We start from the raw sequence: 22,670 nt of genomic DNA on the forward strand, positions 1-22,670 counted from the left end.
CTGCAGAACTCCTACCGGTTGCGGCTGGACAAGCGCACCGGGGCGCTCGAGTGGCTCACCACCGACGGAGAAAAGGAGATGATCCTGACCTCGGAGCCCGAATCCGGCTTTTTCAAGCGCTTCTACAACTCCCTGATCGCCCCGATCGTGCCGGAGATGCTGCTGTAGGCTCGGGGGATGGTCCTTTTCCGCTCTTGCAATCCGCCGCCGCCGCCCCACATGCTGTGCATGAACGCTACCCACACCCCCGCGCACAAGGCCGACCTGGCCGTGACGCATGTCCTGGCCCAGCTCCTCGAGCGGCTGGAGCACAGCGCCGTGCCGGTAGGCCCCGAGCAATACCGGTCGGTGGTGATGCACCTGGTCGATCAGTTCCGAGATTCCGAGCCGGGCTTCGAGCTGGGCAAGCTTCTGGATGCCTATCCAGCCGCGTCGCAACTCTACGAAAACCTCAATTACCAGCACGCCGGCCTCTGCCGCTCGGCGCTCGACGCTTCGCTGGCGGCCGAGCTGGCCGCGAGGAAGGCGATCGAGCGTGCCATGCGTGCCACCGGCCCGGACGCCACCCATGAGTAAGAGCGAGGTCAAGACTGCGGTCGTGGCCGACGGGCTGCGCTACAAGGCCAAGGCGCCGGGTTCCCCGTTTCGTGCTTCGGCCTCGTTCAGCGGGGCGACCATGTCCTGCTTCATGTGCGGGAAGCATCGCGTGCGCTCGCAGATGCGCACCCGGCAGCTGCTGGGCAAGTCGCAGACGGTGTGCGCACCGTCCTGCAAGGCGCTCGACGAACTGATGGAAGCCTCCGGCGCGACCTGAGATTGCGCGCTTCTTCGGCTATCGCTGAAGAGCATTCAATTGATTGAATCTATTTAATACTTCGTGTTGCCTATCCATTAAGGGCAATTCGAACTACAGTTGGAAACAATTGGTGGAGGTGATTTCGCCAATACCTAAGTTCTAATTAAGTAGATTCAATGATCCCAATGAAGACCATTGCCTGTCATCGGTCGAATCCGGGTCGAATGCATGCGAAAGGACGGCCCTTGTGAGCCAACCGCGTCACGTCATCATGCAGGTCGTCAAGCGCTCGGGCGGCGCCACGCACCATGTGGAGTTCTGCATCGACGACAACTTCGCCGAGCGTTTGCGGCAATTGCGCTCGCTGGTTCCGCCGCTCAATGCGCTCAACAAGCAGCGCGATCTGGTGATCGACAAGGTGCGGGTCCGGCTGCCGACCGCCATCTGGCGCTGCGGCGGCGACATCGACAGTTCGGTCGAGGGCTCGTGCATCGTGATCGCCGCCGAAGGCTTCTTCAATTGCGGTGCCAAGGACCGCAAGACGAAGGAAAAGCTGGTCACCTACACCTTCTCGATCTCGCGGCTGATCGAGCTGCACATGGAGCGGCCGGCGGGCGAGACCTTCTACATCCGCGATGGCATCTTCACCAACGACGAGCCGGCCGAATCCGCAGCGGGCCGCTGGGTCGCCTCGCTGCACGAACTGGAAGAAATGCGCGTGCCCGAGGCACCGTCCGATTTCGACACTTTGCAGGGCGTGCCGCTGCGCAGCGAGCAAGGCGCGCTGCCGTCGCAGCGCATCAGCCTGAACTGAACGAAGGGCGCCGGACGGCGCTGCGCTCAGGCGCCGCTACTGCAGCTTCACTTCGACCCGGCGCGCCTCGGCCGGCGCCCCGTCGGCCTGGGTCTGGGTGGGCTTGGCGAGCTCGACCTTGTCTTCGGGAACGCCGGCGATCTTGAGCGCCGCGCCCACCGCGATCGCGCGCTGCTTGGCGAGCTCGGCGTTCTTCTCGGGGTCGCCGCTGGCGTCGTGATAGCCGCTCACCAGCACGCGGCCGCCGCTTTGCACGGATTTCACGATGTCGGCCAGCGCGGCGCTGGAACCGGCGGGGACTTCGGCGCTGTTGATGGCGAAGTAGAACTTGACCACACCACCCTCGGTCTTGATCGCCGTGCCGGTGTCGGCTGCGGCCACCGTTGCCGCGGCAGGTGCCGCAGCAGCGGGTGCCGTGGCCGGTGCGCCCGGCGCTGCCGGTGCGCTGACCGGCGGCGGGGCCACGGCCGGTGCCGTCATCGCGCCCGCGTCGCCGGCGTGGAACTTGACCACCAGCGGCACGATCAGCAGGGCCACGATGTTGATGATCTTGATCAGCGGATTCACCGCCGGGCCGGCCGTGTCCTTGTAGGGATCGCCCACCGTGTCGCCGGTGACGGCCGCCTTGTGCGCTTCGGAGCCCTTGCCGCCGTGGTGCCCGTCCTCGATGTACTTCTTGGCGTTGTCCCAGGCGCCGCCGCCGGTGCACATCGAGATGGCGACGAACAGTCCGGTCACGATGGTGCCCATCAGCAGGCCGCCCAGCGCCTTCGGTCCGAGTAGCAGGCCGACCACGATCGGCACCACCACCGGCAGCAGCGAGGGGATCATCATTTCCTTGATCGCCGCGCCGGTCAGCATGCTCACGGCGCGGCCGTACTCGGGCTTGCCGGTGCCTTCCATGATGCCCGGGATCTCGCGGAACTGCCTGCGCACTTCCTCCACCACCGAGCCGGCAGCGCGGCCGACGGCCTCCATGGCCATGGCGCCGAAGAGGTAGGGGATCAGGCCGCCGATGAAGAGGCCGACGATCACCATCGGGTCGCTCAGGTTGAAGCTGATGTTGAGCCCGTAGCTCTCGAGCTTGTGGGTGTAGTCGGCGAACAGCACCAAGGCGGCGAGGCCGGCCGACCCGATCGCGTAGCCCTTGGTCACGGCCTTGGTGGTGTTGCCCACCGCGTCCAGCGGGTCGGTGACTTCGCGCACGCTGGCCGGCAGTTCGGACATCTCGGCGATGCCGCCGGCGTTGTCGGTGATCGGGCCGTAGGCGTCGAGCGCGACCACGATGCCGGCCATGCTCAGCATGGACGTTGCCGCCACGGCAATGCCGTAGAGGCCCGCCAGCGTATAGGAGGCCAGGATCGCGATGCAGACGCAGATCACCGGCCAGGCGGTGGAACGCATCGAAACGCCCAGGCCGGCGATGATGTTGGTTCCATGGCCCGTGGTCGAGGCCTGCGCGATGTGCTGCACCGGCTTGTACTGGGTGCCGGTGTAGAACTCGGTGATCCAGACCAGCGCCGCGGTGAGCGCCAGGCCGACGAAGCAGGCGCCGAACAGCTTGATCTGGCTGCCGCTGGCGGCGATCGCGTTGTCGGGAATCAGCCAGCTGGTCACGAACCAGAAGGCGATCAGCGACAGCAGGCCCGCCACCGCCAGCCCCTTGTAGAGCGCCGGCATCACGTTGACCATGCCCGGTGAAGCCTTGACGAAGAAGCAGCCGATGATCGACGCGATGATCGACACGGCGCCCAGCGCCAGCGGATACAGCACTGCGTTGACCGGTGCCGCCGCCACCATCAGCGCGCCCAGCACCATGGTGGCGATCAACGTCACGGCGTAGGTCTCGAACAGGTCGGCCGCCATGCCGGCGCAGTCGCCGACGTTGTCGCCCACGTTGTCGGCGATCACCGCCGGGTTGCGCGGATCGTCCTCGGGGATGCCGGCCTCGACTTTGCCCACCAGGTCGGCGCCGACATCTGCGCCCTTGGTGAAGATGCCGCCGCCGAGCCGCGCGAAGATCGAGATCAACGATGAGCCGAAGGCGAAGCCGATCAGTGGATTCAGCAAGCTCGCGAGGCTCTTGTCCGGCGTCAGCTGGCCGTTGCCGGCGAGGAACCAGTAGAAGACCGAGACTCCGAGCAGGCCGAGGCCGACCACCAGCATGCCGGTGATGGCGCCGCCGCGGAAGGCGACGTCGAGTGCCGGGCCGATGCCCTGGGTCGCGGCCTGCGCGGTGCGCACGTTGGCGCGTACCGAGACGTTCATGCCGATGAAGCCGCAGGCGCCCGACAACACCGCGCCGATCACGAAGCCGATGGCCGTGGTGGCGTCGAGGAAGACTGCGATCAGGATCGCCAGCACCAGGCCGACCACCGCGATGGTGCGGTATTGCTTGGCGAGGTAGGCCGCCGCGCCGGTCTGGATCGCGGCCGCGATCTCCTGCATTCGGGCGTTGCCCGGGTCCTTCGAAAGTATCCAGCTGCGCGCCCAGAAGCCATACGCCACGGCCACCAGGCCGCAGACGATGGCGAGGACGATAGGGGTGTTGCCAGTCATGCCTTGCTTCTCCAGTCGTTCGTTGTAACTAGTGGAGACGAAAGCCAGACCCTGTGCGCAACGCGTACGGGACAGAGCTTCCGCCGCGTTGCTTCCTCGAAGCCCCGATGCCGCGAAGGGCAGGGACCGATTGGCCAACGGCGGCAATTTACAGGCAAAAACGCGTTTGTGCGCGACTGTGCTGTGACATGGAAAGTAAACTTCGGGTTTGTCCGCATCCCGATAACACTTTCAACTACTTCAAAGACAGACCATGTCCCTCGGCCAAGTTTCCCCTGGTAAAGACGCCCCCGAAGCCTTCAATGTCGTCATCGAGATCCCGATGAACGCCGACCCGATCAAGTACGAGGTCGACAAGGAATCGGGCGCGATCTTCGTCGACCGCTTCATGACCACCGCGATGCACTACCCGACCAACTACGGCTACGTGCCGCAGACGCTGTCGGGCGACGGCGACCCGGTCGACGTGCTGGTGATCACGCCCTGGGCACTGGTGCCGGGCGTGGTGGTGCCTTGCCGGCCGATCGGCATCCTGATGATGGAAGACGAGGCTGGCATCGACGGCAAGGTGCTGGCCGTGCCGACGACCAAGGTGCTGCCGATCTACAGCCACTGGAAGACGGTGGAAGACGTGAACCAGATGCGCCTGAAGGCCATCACGCATTTCTTCGAGCACTACAAGGACCTGGAAGCCGGCAAGTGGGTCAAGGTGCTGGGCTGGGAAGGCATCGATGCCGCCAAGAAGGAAATCATGGACGGCATCGCGAACTTCAAGAAGTAGTCGCTGCCGCAATGAACGACGCCTCGCGGTGATTGCCGCGAGGCGTTTTTCATTGGGGTTCGGCGTGGCGGAACGGACTGCGTTCGCCCAGGTGGTCGAGGTAGTTCTCGATGCCGGCGCCCTCGCGCTCGAGGAAGCGTTCCACCGCGTCGGCGAAGGCGGGATGCGCCAGCCAGTGCGCGCTGGTGGTGCGCACCGGCATCAGCGCGCGGGCCATCTTGTGCTCGCCCTGCGCGCCGCCTTCGAAGCGCCCGACACCATGTTCGATGCACCACTGCAGCGGCTGGTAGTAGCAGGCCTCGAAATGGAGGCAGTCGACGCGCTCGAGCGCACCCCAATAGCGGCCGTAGGCAATCAGCGGCGCCGGCGAGTCGTCGGCGCCGCCGAGGCCGGCGGACAGCGCGATGAGGCTGCATGCGATCGGCTTGCCTTCGCGCTCGGCCACAAACAGCAGCCAGGCTTCGGGCATGCCGGCCGCCATGCGATGGAAGAAGTCGCGGTTCAGGTAGGGCGGATTGCCATGTTCGCGGTAGGTGCGGGCGTAGCAGCGATAGAAGAAATCCCAATCGGCCTCGCGGATGTCGGCGCCGCGCGACCAGCGGAACGTGACGCCCGCGTCATGCACCTTGCGGCGTTCCTGGCGGATCTTCTTGCGCTTGTCGTGCGCGAGGCTGGCGAGGAAGGCGTCGAAGTTCGGCCATCCGGTTCCGCCGCCGGGCCGCCCCGAGGCGGAACGCGCCCCCTCGGGGGGCAGCGAGGACACGCCAGTGCCGAGCGTGGGGGCCATGGTTCCGCCGCCGGGCCGCCCCRAGGCGGAACGCGCCCCCTCGGGGGGCRGCGAGGACACGCCAGTGCCGAGCGTGGGGGCCACATTGTCCCAGTGGAATTGCACGGTGTGGCGCAGCATCAGGCCGGCTTCGGAACAAGCCGCGATGTCCTCGTCGGCGCCGAACAGCAGGTGCAGCGAGGACAGTTCCTCTTCCTTGCACCAGGCGACCACGGCCTGCACCAGCAGGGTGCGGCTTTCGGCGTCGCGCGCCAGCAGGCGGGCCCCCGGCACAGGCGTGAAGGGCACCGCGCAAACCGCCTTCGGGTAGTAGGCCAGCCCATGCTGTTCGTAGGCGTTGGCCCAGGCCCAGTCGAAGACGTACTCGCCGTAGGAATGGTCCTTGATGTAAAGCGGGCAGGCCCCCATCAGCCGCTTCCCGTGCCACAGCGTGATGAACTGCGGCGTCCAGCCGCTGGCCGGCGAGGCGCTGCCGCTGGCGTCGAGCGCGGCCAGGTAGGCGTGGCGCATGAAGGGGGAGGGCGCGGGCTGGAGGGCCAGCAGCTCGTCCCAGGCGGCGGCGTCGATCTCGGACGGCGAACGGTGGATGCGGACGATCGGGGTGGTCAAGGGCGTGGGGGTCAGCGCTTGCCGGGTCCGAAGGACTCGGCGATGGTGATGCCGCCGAGTACCAGGGCCAACGCGAGTGCATGGTAGGCGGACAGCGGCTCGCCGAGGATCACGACAGCCAGCAGCGGCCCGAAGATCGGCACCAGGTTGAGGAACAGGCCGGCTCTCGCCGGGCCGATCGCGCCCACCGCCCGGATGAAGAAGATCTGCGAGACGAAGCTCGGCAGCAGGCCGATGAAGACGATCAGCGCGATGCCGGTGGCTGTCGGCATGAAGAACTGACCCATCGAAACTTCTGCCGCCAGCAGCGGCAGCGAGGTCAGGGCCGCGACCCCCGCGGTGGCGGCGAAGAAGACGATCGCCGGCACTTGCGGCCGGTTGCGCAGGCCAAGCGCATAGCCCGCATACAGCAGGCAGGCCACCACCATCCAGACGTCGCCGACATTGAAGGCGAGGTCGGCCAGCAGCGCGAACTGCCCGCGCGATGCGACGACCACGATACCGGCCAGCGTCAGCAACACGCCCGCGAGCTGCAGCGCACCGATCCGGCTGCGAAAGAAGATGAAGCTGCCGACCAGCACCAGCACCGGAATGGTGCCCTGGATGATCGCGATGTTGATCGCCGTGGTGTGGTGCGCCGCTGCGTAGAAGAGGGCGTTGAAACCGGTGAAGCCGAGCATGCCCATCAGTGTGATGAACAGCCAGGACGGCCGCAGGGCGCGCCAATGGGCCGCGATCTCGTGACGCGAGCTCAGGGCCAGCGCGGCGCAGCAGACGATCCAGCGCGAGCAGGTCAGCATCATCGGCGATACCTCGCCCACCGCCAGGCGGGCCGCCACGGCATTGGCGCCCCAGGTCAGGGTCGCCAGCACGAGCAGCAGGTAGGCCTGGCCCTGGGGCCGTGGCAGAACGTCGGTGAAGCTGTCGGAGGAGGAAGCTGTGCGCATCGCCCACCGAGGGTACCAGCCCGCGTCGCCGCGCGTGGCATGCGTCCTGCAAGACATGCCTGGCGAAGGCCGATGACATAATCGTCCAGCCCTTTCCTGAACCTGACATGACCCTGAAACTCGCCATCGCGCAGCTCAATTTCGTGGTGGGCGATCTCGCCGGCAACGCCCGCAAGATCGTCGATGCGGCGCGCGACGCCTACGGCCAGGGCGCGCGCCTGTTGCTCACCCCCGAGCTGTCGATCTGCGGCTATGCGGCCGAGGACCTGTTCCTGCGTCCGGCCTTCGTTACCGCCTGCGACGACGCGGTGCGCGCCGTGGCGGCCGAGCTGGCCGACCTCGACGGCATGGTGGTGGTGGTGGGGCATCCGACCGGCCGCAGCATTCGCAGCCGTTCGGTCGCGGTGCAGTTGCGCCACAACGCCGCCAGCGTGCTCAGCGAGGGCCGCATCCTCGATACCTACGCCAAGCGCGAACTGCCGAACTACCAGGTTTTCGACGAGCGCCGCTATTTCACGCCGGGCGAGGGCGTCTGCGTGTTCGAGGCCGGCGGCGTCTCGGTCGGCCTGCTCATCTGCGAGGACGCGTGGTTCGACACACCGGCCCAGCTTGCCAAGGACGCGGGCGCCGAGATCCTGGCGGTCATCAATGCCTCGCCCTTCCATGTCGGCAAGGAAGGCGAGCGCAGCGTGCGCATGGCGGAGCGCGCCAGGGCGGTCGAACTGCCGCTGGTCTACGCGCACCTGGTCGGCGGCCAGGACGAGGTGGTGTTCGATGGCGCCTCCTTCGCTCTCGAGGCCGACGGCACAGCCGCGCTGCAGGCGGAGAGCTTCAAGGAGCGGCTGGTGTTCGCGCAGCTCGAACGCCGGGCTTCCGGTGTTGGATTCGTGAACGGCGCCGCCGCAGTGGCGCCGCCGCGCGAGGCCGAGGCCCAGCTCTGGGACGCGCTGGTGGTGGGCGTGCGCGACTACATCGGCAAGAACGGCTTTCCGGGCGCGATCCTCGGCTTGTCCGGTGGCATCGATTCGGCCCTGGTGCTCGCGATCGCGGTCGACGCGCTCGGCAAGGACCGGGTCCGCGCGGTCATGATGCCCTCGCCCTACACAGCGGACATCAGCTGGATCGATGCCCGCGAGATGGCCGGGCGGCTCGGCGTGCGCTACGACGAGATCTCGATCCGCCACACCTTCGAATCCTTCCGGGGCGCGCTGGCCGAGGAGTTCAAGGGCCTGGCCGAGGACACCACCGAGGAGAACCTGCAGGCCCGCATCCGCGGCACGCTGCTGATGGCGCTGTCGAACAAGTTCGGATCGATCGTGCTGACCACCGGCAACAAGAGCGAGATGGCGACCGGCTACTGCACGCTGTACGGCGACATGGCGGGCGGCTTCGCGGTCATCAAGGACCTGCTGAAGACCACCGTGTTCGCACTGGCACGCTGGCGCAACGCCCACGATCCCTACGGTACCGGCGCCGAGCCGATCCCGGAGCGGATCATCACGCGACCGCCCAGCGCCGAGCTGCGGCCCGACCAGACCGACCAGGACAGCCTGCCGCCCTACGACATCCTCGACGGCATCCTGGCCCGCTACATGGAAGACGACGAAGGCATCGACGAGATCATCGCGGCGGGCTACGAGCGCGCCGTGGTCGAGCGGGTGGCCCGCCTCATCAAGATCAACGAGTACAAAAGACGCCAGGCGCCGGTGGGTATCCGGGTGACCCATCGCAGTTTCGGCAAGGATTGGCGCTACCCTATCACCAGCAAATTCAACGAAACCGCCGGAAGAAAGTCCTTATGAAGCAAATCACCGCCATCCTCAAACCGTTCAAGCTCGATGACGTGCGCGAGGCACTGGCCGAGGTCGGCGTCACCGGGCTCACCGTCACCGAGGTCAAGGGCTTCGGCCGCCAGAAGGGCCACACCGAGCTCTACCGCGGGGCCGAGTACGTGGTCGACTTCCTGCCGAAGATGCGCGTCGAGGTGGTGGTCAACGAGGCCGACGTCGAGCGCTGTGTCGATGCCATCGTGAGCGCGGCGCGCACCGGCAAGATTGGCGACGGCAAGATCTTCGTCACGAATGTCGAGCGCGTGGTCCGCATCCGTACCGGCGAAGAGGACGAGGCGGCTGTATAGGGCTCGCCCCCAGGTTGCCCGGCACTTCGTGTCCGGGCGCCCACCCCCCTTCCGGGGGCGACACCAGCGGCCCGGCGGAGCCGGTTCCGCGGTGTCTCACCAACGAGGGCCTGGCTGCGCCGGCCCTGCGTTCGTTGTTCGTTTACAGGACTTCTGCCAGCTTGTCGCCGCCGGGGTGACGCCTGGCCTCTTCGGCCAGGGCTTCGAGGAGCGCGGGGGCATCGGTGCCGGTGCGCACCAGGTCCATCTGCCAGTCGTTCATGAAGCCTTCGCGCACGCTGTGGGCCAGGAAAGCCAGCATGCCGTCGTAGTAGCCGCCGGCGTTCAGGATGCCGACCGGCTTGTCGTGGTAGCCGAGCTGGCGCCAGGTCCAGATCTCGAACAGTTCCTCGAAGGTGCCGATGCCGCCCGGGAGCGCCAGGAAGGCGTCGGCGCGCTCGCCCATCATGGCCTTGCGCTCGTGCATGGTGTCGACCACGTGCAGCTCGTCGCTCTGGCGATTTGCGAGTTCCTTGTCGACCAGGGCCTTCGGGATGATGCCGACCACGCGGCCGCCGGCGGCCCGCGTGGCCTCGGCCACGGTGCCCATCAGGCCGGAGCGGCCACCGCCATAGACCAGTTGGCCGCCGCGCTCGCCGATCCAGCGGCCAACCGCTTGCGCCACGGTCGTGAATTCGGGTCGCTCGCCGGGGCGCGAGCCGCAATAAACGCAAATCGAGAAATTGGAAGTCATGCCCCGATCATGCCGCGCCTAGATGACGCGTTGCCGCAAGGCAGCTATCCAGACGCCACCGCAGAGCAGGATGGACAGCAGCACCGCGGCGCTGCCGAGGTCCTTGGCGGTCTTCGACAGCGGATGCCATTCCGGGCCGATGCGGTCGATGGCATTCTCGATGGCGCTGTTCAGCAGCTCGACGATCAGCACCAGCATCACCGTGGAGATCAGCAGCGCCACTTCGACCCAGCCGCGGCCGACCCAGAAGGCGGCCGGGAACATCACGACGGCGCAGATCACCTCTTCGCGGAAAGCGGCCTCGCGCCAGCCGGCGCGAAAGCCGTTCAATGAGATCAGGGCGGCATGCCAGACGCGGGTGAGGCCACGCCGCAAGGCCTGCGGGTTGGCCGGATCGGACCCGTTCATCGCCGGCTCATGGCTTTCGATGTGATCAGCCGGGTTCCGGCCCAGGCGTCATGCCAGAACTGGCGCTCCGGGTGGAAGCGGGCGAGCAGGGCCCAGACCGCGACCCAGCCGAGGACCAGCACTGCGGCTTCGCCGCCACCGAGCTTGAACGGCGCGATCAGGGCCAGCGGCGGCAGAAACCAGACCCAGCTCAGCAGATAGCGCGCCAGCGCGCGGCCCTGGCTCAGCGGCCGGCCTTGGCGGTCGACCACGCGGATGCCCCAGGTCTTCATCGCCAACGTGTGGCCTTTGGTCCAGAAGAAGACGAAATAGACGCCGAAGACGACAAAGAGGAAGGCTTGCAGCAAATGCCGGCGCGAGTCCATGGCGTCGCGCATCTGGCCCAGGGTGCTGAAAAGCCAGCCGGCGACGAACACCACCGCGAACAGCAGCATGCCTTCGTAGAGCCAGCAGGCCATGCGTCGCCAGAGGCCGGGCGTGGCGAGGGGCGAGGCGATGGGTTCGGCGGCCACGACCGGCTGTGGTCCGGCCTGGCCGGAGGAACGGGCTGCCATGCGTCGATCAGGGGGCCGCGGAGGGCTGCTCGCTCAGGCGAACCGGGGGCGTTGAAACCAGAGGCAGTTCGGCGGCCGGTGCGTTCGTGGCGGGTGACGGCACTTGCGCCTCTGGGGACACGGGGGGCGGCAAGGGCGAGGGCGGCGCTGCCGGTGGGCGTGCGGCAGCCAGCGGAGCCGCCGGCGGCGGCGCGAGCTGGATGCGCGGCGTGTGTTGCGGATCGGACCCGACGGCGGGCGACGGCACCAGCTTCTGGGCCGGCACGGGCCGGATGGTGGCGGCTGCACCGGGCGACACGGTCGACGGGGCACGGGCCGCCAACCGGCTCTTTTCCTCGTCGCTGAGGGCCTGGTAGGCCTCCCATTTGGCCTTGCGCTCGTCGGCGGGCAGTCGCTTCGCATCGGCGAAATTGAGGCGAGCCTGGGCCCGTTCCCGATTGCTCAGCTTGGTCCACTCCTCCATGCGACTGTGCAGGATCTCCTGGTCTGCGGCTGACATCTCCGCGTAATCGCGCACGATCACCAGCCATTTGCGCTTATGAGGTTCGGTCAGCTCGTCCCAGGTGGACGCCAGCGGTGCCAGCGCGCGCTGCTGGCGGGTGCTCAGCTCGCGCCATGCCGGCTTGGCGACCTTCGTCGTGGCCGGGCTCGGCGTCTTGGCGGGTGTCTGCGTCTCGGCGGATGCCGCGGCCGGGCTCCCGAGTCCTGCCAGCGTCAGCATGGCGGCGAGCCAGACGCCGGCCGCGGCCGCGCCGGCGCGTGCCGTACGCAGCGCCTGGGTGCAGGAGGAGGGAGAACGCAGCATTCGTGGCGGGGACTCAGGGCTCGGTTGCGTCGCTGGTCTTCAGGAATTGCGCGAAGCCAGGGTCGGTGTACGCGGCGGGCGGCAGGTCGTCGGTCAGCAGGGCCGAATCGACTTCCGCCAGTTCGTTGGTGCGGCGGTCCTCCTGGATCACGCTGATCGCCATCAGTCCCGCCACCAGCGCCACCAGCGGCAGCACCGAACCGATGCCGGTCCACCAGCCGCCGCCGAGCGCCGCTGCGCGGCCGCTGGACACCACCACCGGCGCCGGCCGGAGCTGCGGCACCGTCTTGCGGCGGGCCACCGCCTGCACCCGGGCCGCGCGCAGGCGCTCGCCGATCTCGTGCGGGAGTTCGACGTTGCCGGCAGACAGGCGCGCTGCGACCCGGCGACCGAATTGCTCTTCGAAGGCAACGGGTGTGCCTGGCGGGGCGGAGAATGTTGGTTTCATAGCGAAATTCCCTTGGCTTTGAGTGCCTTGCTCAAGGCATGAACGGCCCGCGAGCAATGGGTCTTGACGCTCCCTTCGGAGCACCCCATCGCGGCAGCCGTCTCGGCGACGTCCATTTCCTCCCAGTAACGCATCAGAAAGGCCTCGCGTTGACGCCCGGGCAGTGCGGCGATCTGTTCCTCGATCTCGCGGAAGACCTGGGCCCTCCGGGTACTGTCTTCGGCGCTCTCGCTCTCGCGTGTATCGGTCGGCGACTGGACATGCTCCAGCAGGTCGAAATCGCCGTCGTCGTCGATCGACTCGAAGTCGCTGAGGTTGGAGAACAGCGCCCGCCTCGTCTTCTGCCGTCGGAACCAGTCGAGCGTGCAGTTCGAAAGGATGCGCTGGAACAGCATCGGCAACTCATTGGCCGGCTTGTCACCGTAGTGTTCGGCCAGCTTCATCATGCTGTCCTGCACGATGTCGAGGGCCGCCTCCTCGTCCCGCACGTGGTAGACGGAACGCTTGAATGCCCGTCGTTCGACGCTCTTCAGGAAGTCGGAAAGTTCTTTTTCAGTGGCCAAGCGAATCCGGCGCCAAAAAAGTGCGCCGCGTGGGAAGTGTCTCTGGAAAGTTTGTCTTTTTGTCGTCGCGAATTATGCCTCTGCGGTCGATGGGCCGTTTCCGGGGGCCATGGCGCCGTCTGCGCGTGTCATAATCCGCCTTGCAAGTCAAAAGGCAAACGGGTCAAGGTCCGGCGGTATACAGATACGCCCATGGCTTTGGCCTCAAGTCCTGACGCGGCTTCACAAGAGCTGGCGAAGGGGCACCCAAGGTTTTTCGTTCCCGAAAAAACGCAAAGGTTCATCATGGAAATCTCGAAGGCGGAACTCGCTTCCGCAGCAGCCGCATCCGCAGGGATCGGCAATCAACCCCAAGAACTCATGGGCGCCGAAGTGCTGGTCAAGGCACTGCAGGCCGAAGGCGTCAAGTACGTCTGGGGCTACCCGGGTGGCGCGGTTCTCTATATCTACGACGCGTTCTACAAGCAGGACACCATTCAGCACGTGCTGGTGCGCCACGAACAGGCCGCTGTGCACGCGGCCGACGGCTACGCCCGGGCCACCGGCGATGTCGGCGTCGCGCTGGTCACCTCCGGGCCTGGCCTGACGAATGCCGTCACCGGTATCGCGACCGCCTACATGGATTCGATCCCGATGGTGATCATCTCGGGGCAGGTTCCGACCGCGGCGATCGGGCTCGATGCCTTCCAGGAATGCGACACCGTCGGCATCACGCGGCCGATCGTCAAGCACAACTTCCTCGTCAAGGATCCCAAGGACCTGGCGATGACGATGAAGAAGGCCTTCCACATCGCACGCACCGGCCGTCCGGGCCCGGTGGTGGTCGACGTGCCGAAGGACGTGTCCTTCAAGAAGGTTCCCTACGCAGGCTATCCCGACAAGGTCGAGATGCGTTCGTACAACCCGGTGCGCAAGGGCCACGGCGGACAGATCCGCAAGGCGCTGCAGCTGCTGCTGACGGCGAAGCGGCCGTACATCTACACCGGCGGCGGCGTRCTGCTGAGCAACGCCACCAACGAGCTGCGCACCTTGGTCGACATGCTGGGCTACCCGGTCACCAACACGCTGATGGGCCTGGGCGCCTATCCGGCCAGCGACCGCAAGTTCCTCGGCATGCTCGGCATGCACGGCACCATCGAAGCCAACAACGCGATGCAGAACTGCGACGTGCTGCTGGCCGTGGGTGCGCGCTTCGACGACCGCGTGATCGGCAACCCGAAGCACTTCGCGCAGAACGAACGCAAGATCATCCACATCGACATCGACCCGTCGAGCATCTCGAAGCGCGTCAAGGTCGACATCCCGATCGTCGGCGACGTCAAGGACGTGCTGACGGAGCTGATCTCGATGATCCGCGAGAGCACCATCCGGCCCGACGCCGGCGCGCTGGCCAGCTGGTGGCGCACCATCGAAGAGTGGCGCGGCAAGGACTGCCTCAAGTACGACCGCGGCAACAAGGACGTGATCAAGCCGCAGTACGTGGTCGAGACGCTCTGGAACATGACCAAGGACGCCGACACCTACATCACGTCCGACGTCGGCCAGCACCAGATGTGGGCCGCGCAGTACTACCGCTTCGACGAGCCGCGCCGCTGGATCAACTCGGGCGGCCTGGGCACCATGGGCGTGGGCATTCCGTACGCGATGGGCATCAAGCTCGCCAAGCCCGAGTCGGAAGTGTTCTGCATCACGGGCGAAGGCTCGGTGCAGATGTGCATCCAGGAGCTTTCGACCTGCCTGCAGTACAACACGCCGATCAAGATCTGCTCGCTGAACAACCGCTACCTCGGCATGGTGCGGCAGTGGCAGGAGATCGAGTATTCGGGCCGCTACAGCCACAGCTACATGGACGCACTGCCCAATTTCGTCAAGCTGGCCGAGGCCTACGGCCACGTCGGCCTGCTGATCGAACGGCCGCAGGACGTGGAGCCGGCATTGCGCGAGGCGCGCAAGCTCAAGGATCGCACCGTGTTCATGGACTTCCGCACCGACCCGACCGAGAACGTGTTCCCGATGGTCAAGGCGGGCATGGGCATCACCGAGATGCTGCTGGGTGCCGAGGATTTGTAACAGACGATAAGCCGGTCCGCTGCGCGGACTCGGCTCCTTCTATAACTTTTTTCCGGACGATTCAATCGCTTGTCGAGCCCGCGCATTACCGTGCACGGGGGAGGGCGGCGAAAAGAGGAGTCCTGCTGACATGAAACACATCATTGCCGTGCTGCTCGAGAACGAGCCCGGTGCACTTTCCCGCGTCGTCGGCCTGTTCTCGGCCCGCGGCTACAACATCGAATCGCTGACCGTCGCGCCCACCGAGGATGCGAGCCTGTCGCGCATGACCATCGTCACCGCGGGGTCGGACGACGTGATCGAGCAGATCACCAAGCACCTGAACCGGCTGATCGAGGTCGTCAAGGTCGTCGACCTGACCGAAGGTTCCTACACCGAGCGCGAGCTCATGATGGTGAAGGTGCGCGCGGTCGGCAAGGAGCGCGAAGAGATGATGCGCATGGCGGAGATCTTCCGCGGCCGCATCATCGACGTGACCGACAAGAGCTACACCATCGAGCTCACCGGCGACCACGGCAAGAACGACGCCTTCCTCGAAGCCATCGAGCGCGGCGCGATCCTCGAGACCGTCCGTACCGGCGCCAGCGGCATCGGCCGCGGCGAGCGCATCCTGCGCGTTTGACCCCTCTCATCCACACCCACCGAATCAACGAAGGAGCACTCTCATGAAGGTCTATTACGACAAGGACGCCGATCTGAGCCTGATCAAGGGCAAGACCGTGGCAATCATCGGCTACGGCAGCCAGGGCCACGCGCACGCGCAGAACCTCAACGACAGCGGCGTCAAGGTCGTCGTCGGCCTGCGCAAGGGCGGCGCTTCCTGGCCCAAGGTCGAGAAGGCCGGCCTCAAGGTCGCCGAAGTGGCCGACGCCGTGAAGTCCGCCGACGTGGTCATGATCCTGCTGCCCGACGAGCAGATCGCCAGCGTCTACAAGAACGACGTCGCGCCGAACATCAAGGAAGGCGCGTCGCTGGTCTTCGCGCACGGCTTCAACGTGCACTACGGTTTCGTGCAGCCGCGCGCCGACCTCGATGTCTGGATGGTGGCCCCGAAGGCGCCCGGCCACACGGTGCGCAGCACGTACGCCCAAGGCGGCGGCGTGCCGCACCTGATCGCCGTGCATGCCGACAAGAGCGGCAAGGCGCGCGACCTGGCGCTGTCCTACGCCACCGCCAACGGCGGCGGCAAGGCCGGCATCATCGAGACCAACTTCCGCGAAGAAACCGAGACCGACCTGTTCGGCGAACAGGCCGTGCTTTGCGGCGGTACCGTCGAGCTGATCAAGGCCGGTTTCGAGACGCTGGTGGAAGCCGGCTATGCGCCCGAAATGGCGTACTTCGAATGCCTGCACGAGCTCAAGCTGATCGTCGACCTGATCTATGAAGGCGGCATCGCCAACATGAACTACTCGATCTCGAACAACGCCGAGTACGGCGAGTACGTGACCGGCCCGCGCATCGTCACGGACGAGACCAAGAAGGTCATGAAGCAAGTACTGAAGGACATCCAGACCGGCGAATACGCCAAGAGCTTCGTGCTCGAGAACGCTGCCGGCGCGCCCACGCTGATCAGCCGCCGCCGCCTGAACGCCGAGCACCAGATCGAAGTGGTGGGCGAGAAGCTGCGCGCGATGATGCCGTGGATCAAGAAGAACAAGCTGGTCGACCAGAYCCGCAACTGATCCGGATCGTTCCGAAGCGACCAGGGCCACCACGCGGTGGCCCTTTTTCATGGAGCTGCGCATAGCGCCTGAACTACACTGCCACCGATGTCTTTTTTCGTCCGTCCTGCCCCGTACCCGAGTCCCTTCCGTGCTGGAGGCCGACCCCATGCATGACGACACGCTGCCCGACGATGCACCCATTCGCAAGCGCCGCAAGGGCATCTACATCCTGCCGAACCTGTTCACGCTGGCGGCGCTGTTCGGCGGCTTCTATTCGGTCGTGATGGCGATGAATGCGCGCTTCGACCTGGCAGCGCTCGGCGTCTTCGCCGCGATGATCCTCGACAGCCTCGACGGCCGCGTGGCCCGCATGACCAATACGCAGAGTGCCTTCGGCGAGCAGATGGATTCGCTGTCCGACATGGTGTCCTTCGGCGCCGCGCCGGCCTTGATCGCCTACGAATGGTCGCTCAAGGGCCTGGGGCGCTGGGGCTGGATCGCGGCCTTCGTCTACTGCGCCTGCGCGGCGCTGCGTCTGGCGCGCTTCAACGTCAACACCGGGGTGGTCGACAAGCGCTGGTTCCAGGGCCTGCCGTCGCCGGCCGCTGCGGCGCTGGTGGCCGGCTTCATCTGGCTGATGACCGAATGGGGCAAGCGCGGCGGCGAGGTGCTGTACCTCTCGTGGAACCAGATCACCTGGATCACCTTCGGCTTCACGCTGTATGCCGGGCTCTCGATGGTGACCAATGCGCCGTTCTACAGTTTCAAGGACGTCCAGATGAAGAAGAGCGTTCCCTTCGCGGTCATCGTGCTGATCGCGCTCGGCATCGCGGTGATCAACATCCATCCGCCGACCGTGCTGTTCGGTGTCTTCGTCGCCTACGGATTGAGCGGCTACGTGGTCTATGCCTGGCGCAAGGCCAAGGGCCAGCAGGTCAGCGTGATCAGCATCTCGACCGACGAGCCCGACGAACGCGGACTGCATAACTAGCTCGCCCCCAGGTTGGGCTCACTTCGTGTAGCCCGCCCACCCCCTACCGGGGGCAACACCAGCGGCCCGGCGAAGCCGGTTCCGCGGTGTTTCACCGACGGGCCTGGCTGCGCCGGCCGGGGGAAACCGGCGCTGTGTTTGTTTGTCGGCTGCGCGCAGTGAGCCAACCTGGGGTGTGCTATATTCCCCAACCTCATGAACAAGATTTCGCTGGCCCTACTACTGATCCCCTTCGGGCGGAGACGGTAGAGCGCGCGCGCAAATCCCTCACCACGGCCCGTTCGCACCAGCAACGGGCCGTTTTGTTTGGGGTTGCTGGTGGACTCCCAACCACAGCGAGAAATCCAAGATGTTGAAGCAACCCGACCGCAAGTACCGCGCCTTCGCCCCGATCGCCTTGAAGGACCGCACCTGGCCCGACGCCGTGCTGACCCGCGCGCCGATCTGGCTGTCGACCGACCTGCGCGATGGCAACCAGGCGCTGGTGGAGCCGATGGACATCGCTCGCAAGATGAAGATGTTCGAGACGCTGGTGGCGATCGGCTTCAAGGAGATCGAGGTGGGCTTCCCCTCGGCCTCCCAGGTGGAGTTCGACTTCGTGCGCAAGCTGATCGAGGAAGACCGCATTCCCGACGACGTGACGATCCAGGTGCTGACGCAAGCCCGCGACCACCTGATCGAGCGCACCTTCGAGGCCTTGCAAGGCGCGCCGCGCGCCATCGTCCATCTGTACAACGCCGTGGCGCCGATCATGCGGCGCGTTGTGCTCGGCATGGACGAGGACCAGATCGTCGAACTCGCGACCACGCATGCGCGCATGTTCAACGACTGTGCCGCGAAGCAGCCGGCCACCCAATGGACCTTCCAGTATTCGCCCGAGATGTTCTCGGGCACCGACCTCGCGTTCTCCAAGCGCGTGGTGGATTCGGTCACCGAAGTGTGGGCACCGACGCCCGAGCGCAAGTGCATCGTCAACCTGCCGTCGACGGTCGAGCATTCGACGCCGAACATCTTCGCCGACATGGTCGAGTGGATGCACCGCCACCTCGCGCGCCGCGATTCGATCGTGCTGTCGGTGCACCCGCACAACGACCGCGGCACCGGCACCGCGGCCGGCGAATTCGCCTTGATGGCCGGGGCCGACCGCATCGAGGGCTGTCTGTTCGGCAACGGCGAGCGCACCGGCAACCTCGACCTCGTGAACGTCGCGCTCAACCTGTACACGCAGGGGGTGTCGCCCGAGCTCGACTTCTCGAACATCGACGAGATCCGGGCCACGGTCGAGCACTGCAACCAGCTGCCGGTCCATCCGCGCCACCCTTATGTCGGCGACCTGGTCTACACCTCGTTCTCGGGCTCGCACCAGGATGCGATCAGGAAGGCCTTCAGCGCCCGCAAGGACGGCGACATCTGGGACATGCCCTACCTGCCGATCGATCCGAAGGATGTCGGCCGCAGCTACGAAGCSGTGATCCGCGTCAACAGCCAGTCGGGCAAGGGCGGCATCGCCTACCTGCTCGAAAGCGAATTCGGGCTCGAACTGCCGCGMCGGCTGCAGATGGAATTCAGCCAGGCCGTGCAGCGCGTGATGGACGTCGCGGGCAAGGAGCTCACCGCGGCCGATCTCTATGCGCTGTTCGAGCGCGAATACGGCGTCCGCGAGGACAACGGCCCGCATCACCAGGTGCTCGAGGAGCAGGGGGAGGGCGCGGCCGCCACGGTGCTGCTCACCGCAGACCTGCCGTGGCAGGGCGACATTCGCCGCATCGAAGGCCGCGGCAACGGGCCGATCGACGCCTTCATCCATGCCCTGGCCGGCGCCACCGGACATGCGATCCGCGTGATCGACTACCACCAGCATGCGATCGGCGCCGGCGCCGATGCGCAGGCGGTGGCCTACCTCGAGCTGCGCGTCGACGAAGCGATGACGCTGTTCGGGGTTGGCATCGACGCCAATATCATTTCCGCCTCGCTCAAGGCCATCGTTTCGGGGTTGACCCGGGCGCGGGCACGGGGCGCGCGCAGCGCACAATCCGTGGTTGCAGCCGCCTGAGGCGGCAGACGGGCGCGCCCCGTCGGGCGCATCCTCGACAAGGAGATCTCCGATGGCTGACAAACTGATCATTTTCGACACCACCCTGCGCGACGGCGAGCAGTCGCCCGGCGCCTCCATGACCAAGGACGAGAAGCTGCGCATCGCGCGCCAGCTCGAGCGGCTGCGGGTGGACGTCATCGAGGCCGGCTTCCCGGCCAGCTCGAACGGCGATTTCGATGCGGTCAGCGCGATCGCGCACGCGATCAAGGAGTCGACCGTGTGCGCCCTGTCGCGCGCCAACGACCGCGACATCTCGCGCGCGGCCGAGGCGCTCAAGGGGGCGGCCAACGCGCGCATCCACACCTTCATCGCGACCTCGCCGCTGCACATGGAGAAGAAGCTGCGCATGACGCCCGACGAGGTGTTCGAGCAGGCGCGGCTGGCGGTGCGCTTCGCGCGCAACCTGGTGGCCGACGTCGAGTTCAGCCCCGAGGACGGCTACCGCAGCGATCCCGACTACCTGTGCCGGGTGCTCGAGGCCGTGATTCACGAGGGCGCCACCACGATCAACGTGCCGGACACCGTGGGCTATGCGATTCCCGAGCTCTACGGCAACTTCATCAAGACCCTGCGCGAACGGATCCCGAACAGCGACAAGGCGATCTGGTCGGTGCATTGCCACAACGATCTGGGCATGGCGGTCGCCAATTCGCTGGCCGGCGTGAAGATCGGCGGCGCCCGGCAGGTCGAGTGCACCATCAACGGCCTGGGCGAGCGCGCCGGCAACTGCTCGCTGGAAGAGATCGTGATGGCGGTGAAGACCCGCAAGGACTATTTCGGCCTCGAGATGGGCATCGACACCCGCCATATCGTGGCCGCCAGCCGCATGGTGAGCCAGACCACCGGCTTCGTGGTGCAGCCCAACAAGGCCGTGGTCGGCGCCAATGCCTTCGCCCACGCGTCCGGCATCCACCAGGACGGCGTGCTCAAGGCGCGCGACACCTACGAGATCATGCGGGCCGAGGACGTGGGCTGGAGCGCCAACAAGATCGTGCTGGGCAAGCTCAGCGGCCGCAACGCCTTCAAGCAGCGCCTGCAGGACCTGGGCGTGACGATGGAGAGCGAGGCCGACATCAATGCCGCTTTCGCGCGCTTCAAGGAACTGGCCGACAGAAAAAGCGAAATATTTGATGAAGACATCCTCGCGCTGGTCAGCGAAGAAGAGCACTCGCACGTTGGTGAACGGTTCAGCTTTGTATCCTTGTCGCAACATAGTGAAACCGGGGAGCGGCCGCAGGCCCGCATCGTCTTTACCGTGCAGGGCAAGGAGGTCACGGGCGAATCCGACGGCAACGGGCCGGTGGATGCGTCCCTGAAGGCGATCGAGGCCCAGGTCAAGAGCGGGGCCGAGATGGTGCTCTACTCGGTCAATGCGATCAGCGGATCGACAGAGAGCCAAGGGGAAGTGACGGTGCGCTTGCAGAATGCCGGCCGCGTGGTGAACGGGGTCGGTGCCGATCCCGACATCGTGGTCGCATCGGCAAAAGCATACTTAAGTGCTCTCAATAAGTTGCAGAGCCAAGCTGAGAGAGTAGCTGCACAAGGTTAGGTTTTCCGTGCTCCTTGTATTCGATTTGAAGAAGAGGGTGCAAGTAACTGATATTGCGTGTCTTTTTCGATTTCGATACACTGCGGACACCTTTTTTCGCCGCTGGAGAGTTTTTAATGCCTGAAKCCCGTTCCTACCGAGTTTCCAGCCAGCGGTTCCTTCCCGCCCTTCGCCTCGCCGCCGTGGTTCTTTGCGCCACGGCGTTTTTGTTGCCCGGCGCGCATGCTGCCGCGGCTTCGAAGAAGGGGGCTGGCACCAAGAAGGATTCGGTGAGTTCGGACTCCAGCCCGAAGGCCTCCGCGGCGACGGCTTCGAAGCGCACGGCCTCCAAGCAGGTCGCAAAAGTTGACAAAGCCGACAAAGTTGTAAGCGGTGGACGCAATGTGGTGGCGTCGATTCGCCAGAAGAACGGCAAGACGGTGGTGGCCGTGCAGCGGCGCTCGGTCGTTCGTGTGGCGGATGCCGCACCCGCGCGGCAATCCTTCGGCCAGATGGCCGGGCTGCACAGCACCGAGGATGCGCTCGACCTGAAGTCCAGCGTGGCGCTCGTGATCGACCAGGACACCCAGGAAGTGCTGTTCAGCAAGAACGACCATGCGGTGCTGCCGATTGCGTCGCTGACCAAGCTCATGACCGGGCTGCTGATCAGCGAGGCCAAGCTGCCCTCCGACGAACTGATCACCATCACCCAGGATGACATTGATACCGAGAAATTCAGCCGCTCGCGGCTTTATGTCGGCGCGACACTGCCGCGGGGCGAACTGCTGCATCTGGCGCTGATGTCGAGCGAAAACCGTGCGGCCCATGCGCTCGGTCGCACCTACCCCGGGGGACTGGCCACTTTTGTCAGCGTGATGAATGCCAAGGCCAAGATGCTCGGCATGAAGGACACCCGCTACGTCGAGCCGACCGGCCTGTCGAGCCGCAACCAGTCGAGCGCCCAGGACCTGGCCCTGCTGGTCAATGCCGCCTACGCCGACGCCACCGTGCGCCAACTGTCGACTTCGCCCGAGTACCAGGTGGAAGTCGGAAACCGCACGCTGCAGTTCAACACCACGAACCGCCTCGTGAAGAGCCCGGATTGGGACATCGGGGTGCAGAAGACCGGTTACATCTCGGAGGCCGGCCAGTGCCTCGTCATGCAGGCCAAGATCGCCGGCCGCAAGCTGATCATGGTGTTCCTCGATTCCGCCGGCAAGTTCAGCCGCATCGGCGACGCCGAGCGCGTGCGCCGCTGGGTCGAGGCGACCCACATGGCCAATCCGGGTGGCGGCGTGCAGCAGGTGTACGCCCACGCAGCCAGCTGAGCTGGCCCCCACGCTGAGCTTGCCCCCACGCTCCCCCACTGCGTGTGGGTCGC

Annotated in this window: 22 protein-coding genes; 13 read left to right on the forward strand and 9 right to left on the reverse strand. The window is 66.0% G+C overall.

Going from position 1 to position 22,670, the window contains the following annotated elements:
- The first annotated feature begins 228 nt into the window (after positions 1–228).
- The 3 genes from AC1D2E_RS28220 (at position 229) to AC1D2E_RS28230 (ending at position 1,610) form a co-directional block, all read left to right on the forward strand.
- A complete protein-coding gene (locus tag AC1D2E_RS28220) occupies positions 229–576 on the forward strand; it encodes a hypothetical protein (protein ID WP_478171496.1) in 348 nt (115 codons plus the stop codon).
- The gene (locus AC1D2E_RS28225; RefSeq protein ID WP_478171497.1) at positions 569–814 is read left to right on the forward strand and encodes a hypothetical protein; all 246 of its coding nucleotides are present in this window, start codon (positions 569–571) and stop codon (positions 812–814) included. Before AC1D2E_RS28220 ends, AC1D2E_RS28225 begins: the two co-directional genes overlap by 8 nt.
- Positions 815–1,043: 229 nt before the next feature.
- Positions 1,044–1,610, forward strand: coding sequence for a hypothetical protein (locus AC1D2E_RS28230; protein WP_478171498.1), 567 nt, complete (start codon positions 1,044–1,046; stop codon positions 1,608–1,610).
- Positions 1,611–1,646: 36 nt separating this feature from the next.
- Here AC1D2E_RS28230 and AC1D2E_RS28235 read toward each other — a convergent pair whose 3' ends face one another.
- Entirely contained in the window at positions 1,647–4,169 is a 2,523-nt protein-coding gene (locus AC1D2E_RS28235; protein ID WP_478200467.1) for a sodium-translocating pyrophosphatase, read from the reverse strand.
- A 253-nt stretch (positions 4,170–4,422) separates the two neighbouring features.
- Here AC1D2E_RS28235 and ppa point away from each other — a divergent pair, with 253 nt between their 5' ends.
- Positions 4,423–4,950: an inorganic diphosphatase gene (gene ppa / locus AC1D2E_RS28240; RefSeq protein ID WP_478171500.1), complete on the forward strand. Its 528-nt coding sequence runs from the start codon at positions 4,423–4,425 to the stop codon at positions 4,948–4,950.
- A 49-nt stretch (positions 4,951–4,999) separates the two neighbouring features.
- Here the strand turns inward: ppa and AC1D2E_RS28245 are convergent, their stop codons facing one another.
- Both AC1D2E_RS28245 and AC1D2E_RS28250 read right to left on the reverse strand, forming a co-directional pair.
- The gene (locus AC1D2E_RS28245) at positions 5,000–6,346 is read right to left on the reverse strand and encodes a GNAT family N-acetyltransferase (RefSeq protein ID WP_478200468.1); all 1,347 of its coding nucleotides are present in this window, start codon (positions 6,344–6,346) and stop codon (positions 5,000–5,002) included.
- A gap of 11 nt (positions 6,347–6,357) precedes the next feature.
- Positions 6,358–7,293, reverse strand: coding sequence for a DMT family transporter (locus tag AC1D2E_RS28250; RefSeq protein WP_478200469.1), 936 nt, complete (start codon positions 7,291–7,293; stop codon positions 6,358–6,360).
- Positions 7,294–7,400: 107 nt separating this feature from the next.
- Between AC1D2E_RS28250 and AC1D2E_RS28255 the strand changes: the two genes are divergently transcribed.
- Both AC1D2E_RS28255 and AC1D2E_RS28260 read left to right on the forward strand, forming a co-directional pair.
- A complete protein-coding gene (locus AC1D2E_RS28255) occupies positions 7,401–9,095 on the forward strand; it encodes an NAD+ synthase (RefSeq protein ID WP_478200470.1) in 1,695 nt (564 codons plus the stop codon).
- Positions 9,092–9,430, forward strand: coding sequence for a P-II family nitrogen regulator (locus tag AC1D2E_RS28260; RefSeq protein WP_286368035.1), 339 nt, complete (start codon positions 9,092–9,094; stop codon positions 9,428–9,430). Before AC1D2E_RS28255 ends, AC1D2E_RS28260 begins: the two co-directional genes overlap by 4 nt.
- A 142-nt stretch (positions 9,431–9,572) precedes the next feature.
- Here the strand turns inward: AC1D2E_RS28260 and AC1D2E_RS28265 are convergent, their stop codons facing one another.
- From AC1D2E_RS28265 to AC1D2E_RS28290, 6 genes are all read right to left on the reverse strand, one after another.
- Positions 9,573–10,163, reverse strand: a complete 591-nt coding sequence (locus tag AC1D2E_RS28265) for an LOG family protein (RefSeq protein WP_478200471.1) — start codon at positions 10,161–10,163, stop codon at positions 9,573–9,575.
- A gap of 18 nt (positions 10,164–10,181) precedes the next feature.
- On the reverse strand, positions 10,182–10,571 hold the full coding sequence (locus tag AC1D2E_RS28270) for a diacylglycerol kinase (protein ID WP_478200472.1): 390 nt from the start codon (positions 10,569–10,571) through the stop codon (positions 10,182–10,184).
- The gene (locus AC1D2E_RS28275; protein ID WP_478200480.1) at positions 10,568–11,029 is read right to left on the reverse strand and encodes an RDD family protein; all 462 of its coding nucleotides are present in this window, start codon (positions 11,027–11,029) and stop codon (positions 10,568–10,570) included. Before AC1D2E_RS28275 ends, AC1D2E_RS28270 begins: the two co-directional genes overlap by 4 nt.
- A 103-nt stretch (positions 11,030–11,132) precedes the next feature.
- On the reverse strand, positions 11,133–11,930 hold the full coding sequence (locus AC1D2E_RS28280) for a DUF3106 domain-containing protein (protein ID WP_478200473.1): 798 nt from the start codon (positions 11,928–11,930) through the stop codon (positions 11,133–11,135).
- Between the two features lie 13 nt (positions 11,931–11,943).
- Entirely contained in the window at positions 11,944–12,378 is a 435-nt protein-coding gene (locus AC1D2E_RS28285; RefSeq protein ID WP_478200474.1) for a DUF3619 family protein, read from the reverse strand.
- The gene (locus AC1D2E_RS28290) at positions 12,375–12,941 is read right to left on the reverse strand and encodes an RNA polymerase sigma factor (protein ID WP_478171508.1); all 567 of its coding nucleotides are present in this window, start codon (positions 12,939–12,941) and stop codon (positions 12,375–12,377) included. Before AC1D2E_RS28290 ends, AC1D2E_RS28285 begins: the two co-directional genes overlap by 4 nt.
- 285 nt (positions 12,942–13,226) lie before the next feature.
- On the opposite strand from AC1D2E_RS28290, the gene AC1D2E_RS28295 reads away from it, so the two are divergent.
- The 7 genes from AC1D2E_RS28295 (at position 13,227) to AC1D2E_RS28325 (ending at position 22,617) form a co-directional block, all read left to right on the forward strand.
- A complete protein-coding gene (locus AC1D2E_RS28295) occupies positions 13,227–15,011 on the forward strand; it encodes an acetolactate synthase 3 catalytic subunit (protein ID WP_478200475.1) in 1,785 nt (594 codons plus the stop codon).
- A gap of 130 nt (positions 15,012–15,141) precedes the next feature.
- A complete protein-coding gene (gene ilvN, locus AC1D2E_RS28300; protein ID WP_478200476.1) occupies positions 15,142–15,633 on the forward strand; it encodes an acetolactate synthase small subunit in 492 nt (163 codons plus the stop codon).
- Positions 15,634–15,676: 43 nt separating this feature from the next.
- Entirely contained in the window at positions 15,677–16,693 is a 1,017-nt protein-coding gene (ilvC, locus tag AC1D2E_RS28305) for a ketol-acid reductoisomerase (RefSeq protein WP_478200477.1), read from the forward strand.
- A gap of 148 nt (positions 16,694–16,841) precedes the next feature.
- Positions 16,842–17,666, forward strand: coding sequence for a CDP-diacylglycerol--serine O-phosphatidyltransferase (gene pssA, locus AC1D2E_RS28310; protein WP_478171511.1), 825 nt, complete (start codon positions 16,842–16,844; stop codon positions 17,664–17,666).
- A 349-nt stretch (positions 17,667–18,015) separates the two neighbouring features.
- Positions 18,016–19,719: a 2-isopropylmalate synthase gene (leuA, locus tag AC1D2E_RS28315; protein WP_478200478.1), complete on the forward strand. Its 1,704-nt coding sequence runs from the start codon at positions 18,016–18,018 to the stop codon at positions 19,717–19,719.
- A 52-nt stretch (positions 19,720–19,771) separates the two neighbouring features.
- Positions 19,772–21,310 carry a 2-isopropylmalate synthase gene (locus AC1D2E_RS28320; protein ID WP_478200479.1) on the forward strand — a complete coding sequence of 513 codons (1,539 nt, stop codon included), beginning with the start codon at positions 19,772–19,774 and terminating at the stop codon, positions 21,308–21,310.
- A gap of 116 nt (positions 21,311–21,426) precedes the next feature.
- Positions 21,427–22,617, forward strand: coding sequence for a serine hydrolase (locus tag AC1D2E_RS28325; protein WP_478200481.1), 1,191 nt, complete (start codon positions 21,427–21,429; stop codon positions 22,615–22,617).
- Positions 22,618–22,670: the final 53 nt, after the last annotated feature.

The sequence above is a fragment of the Variovorax sp. P1_H2 genome, from assembly GCF_056405295.1.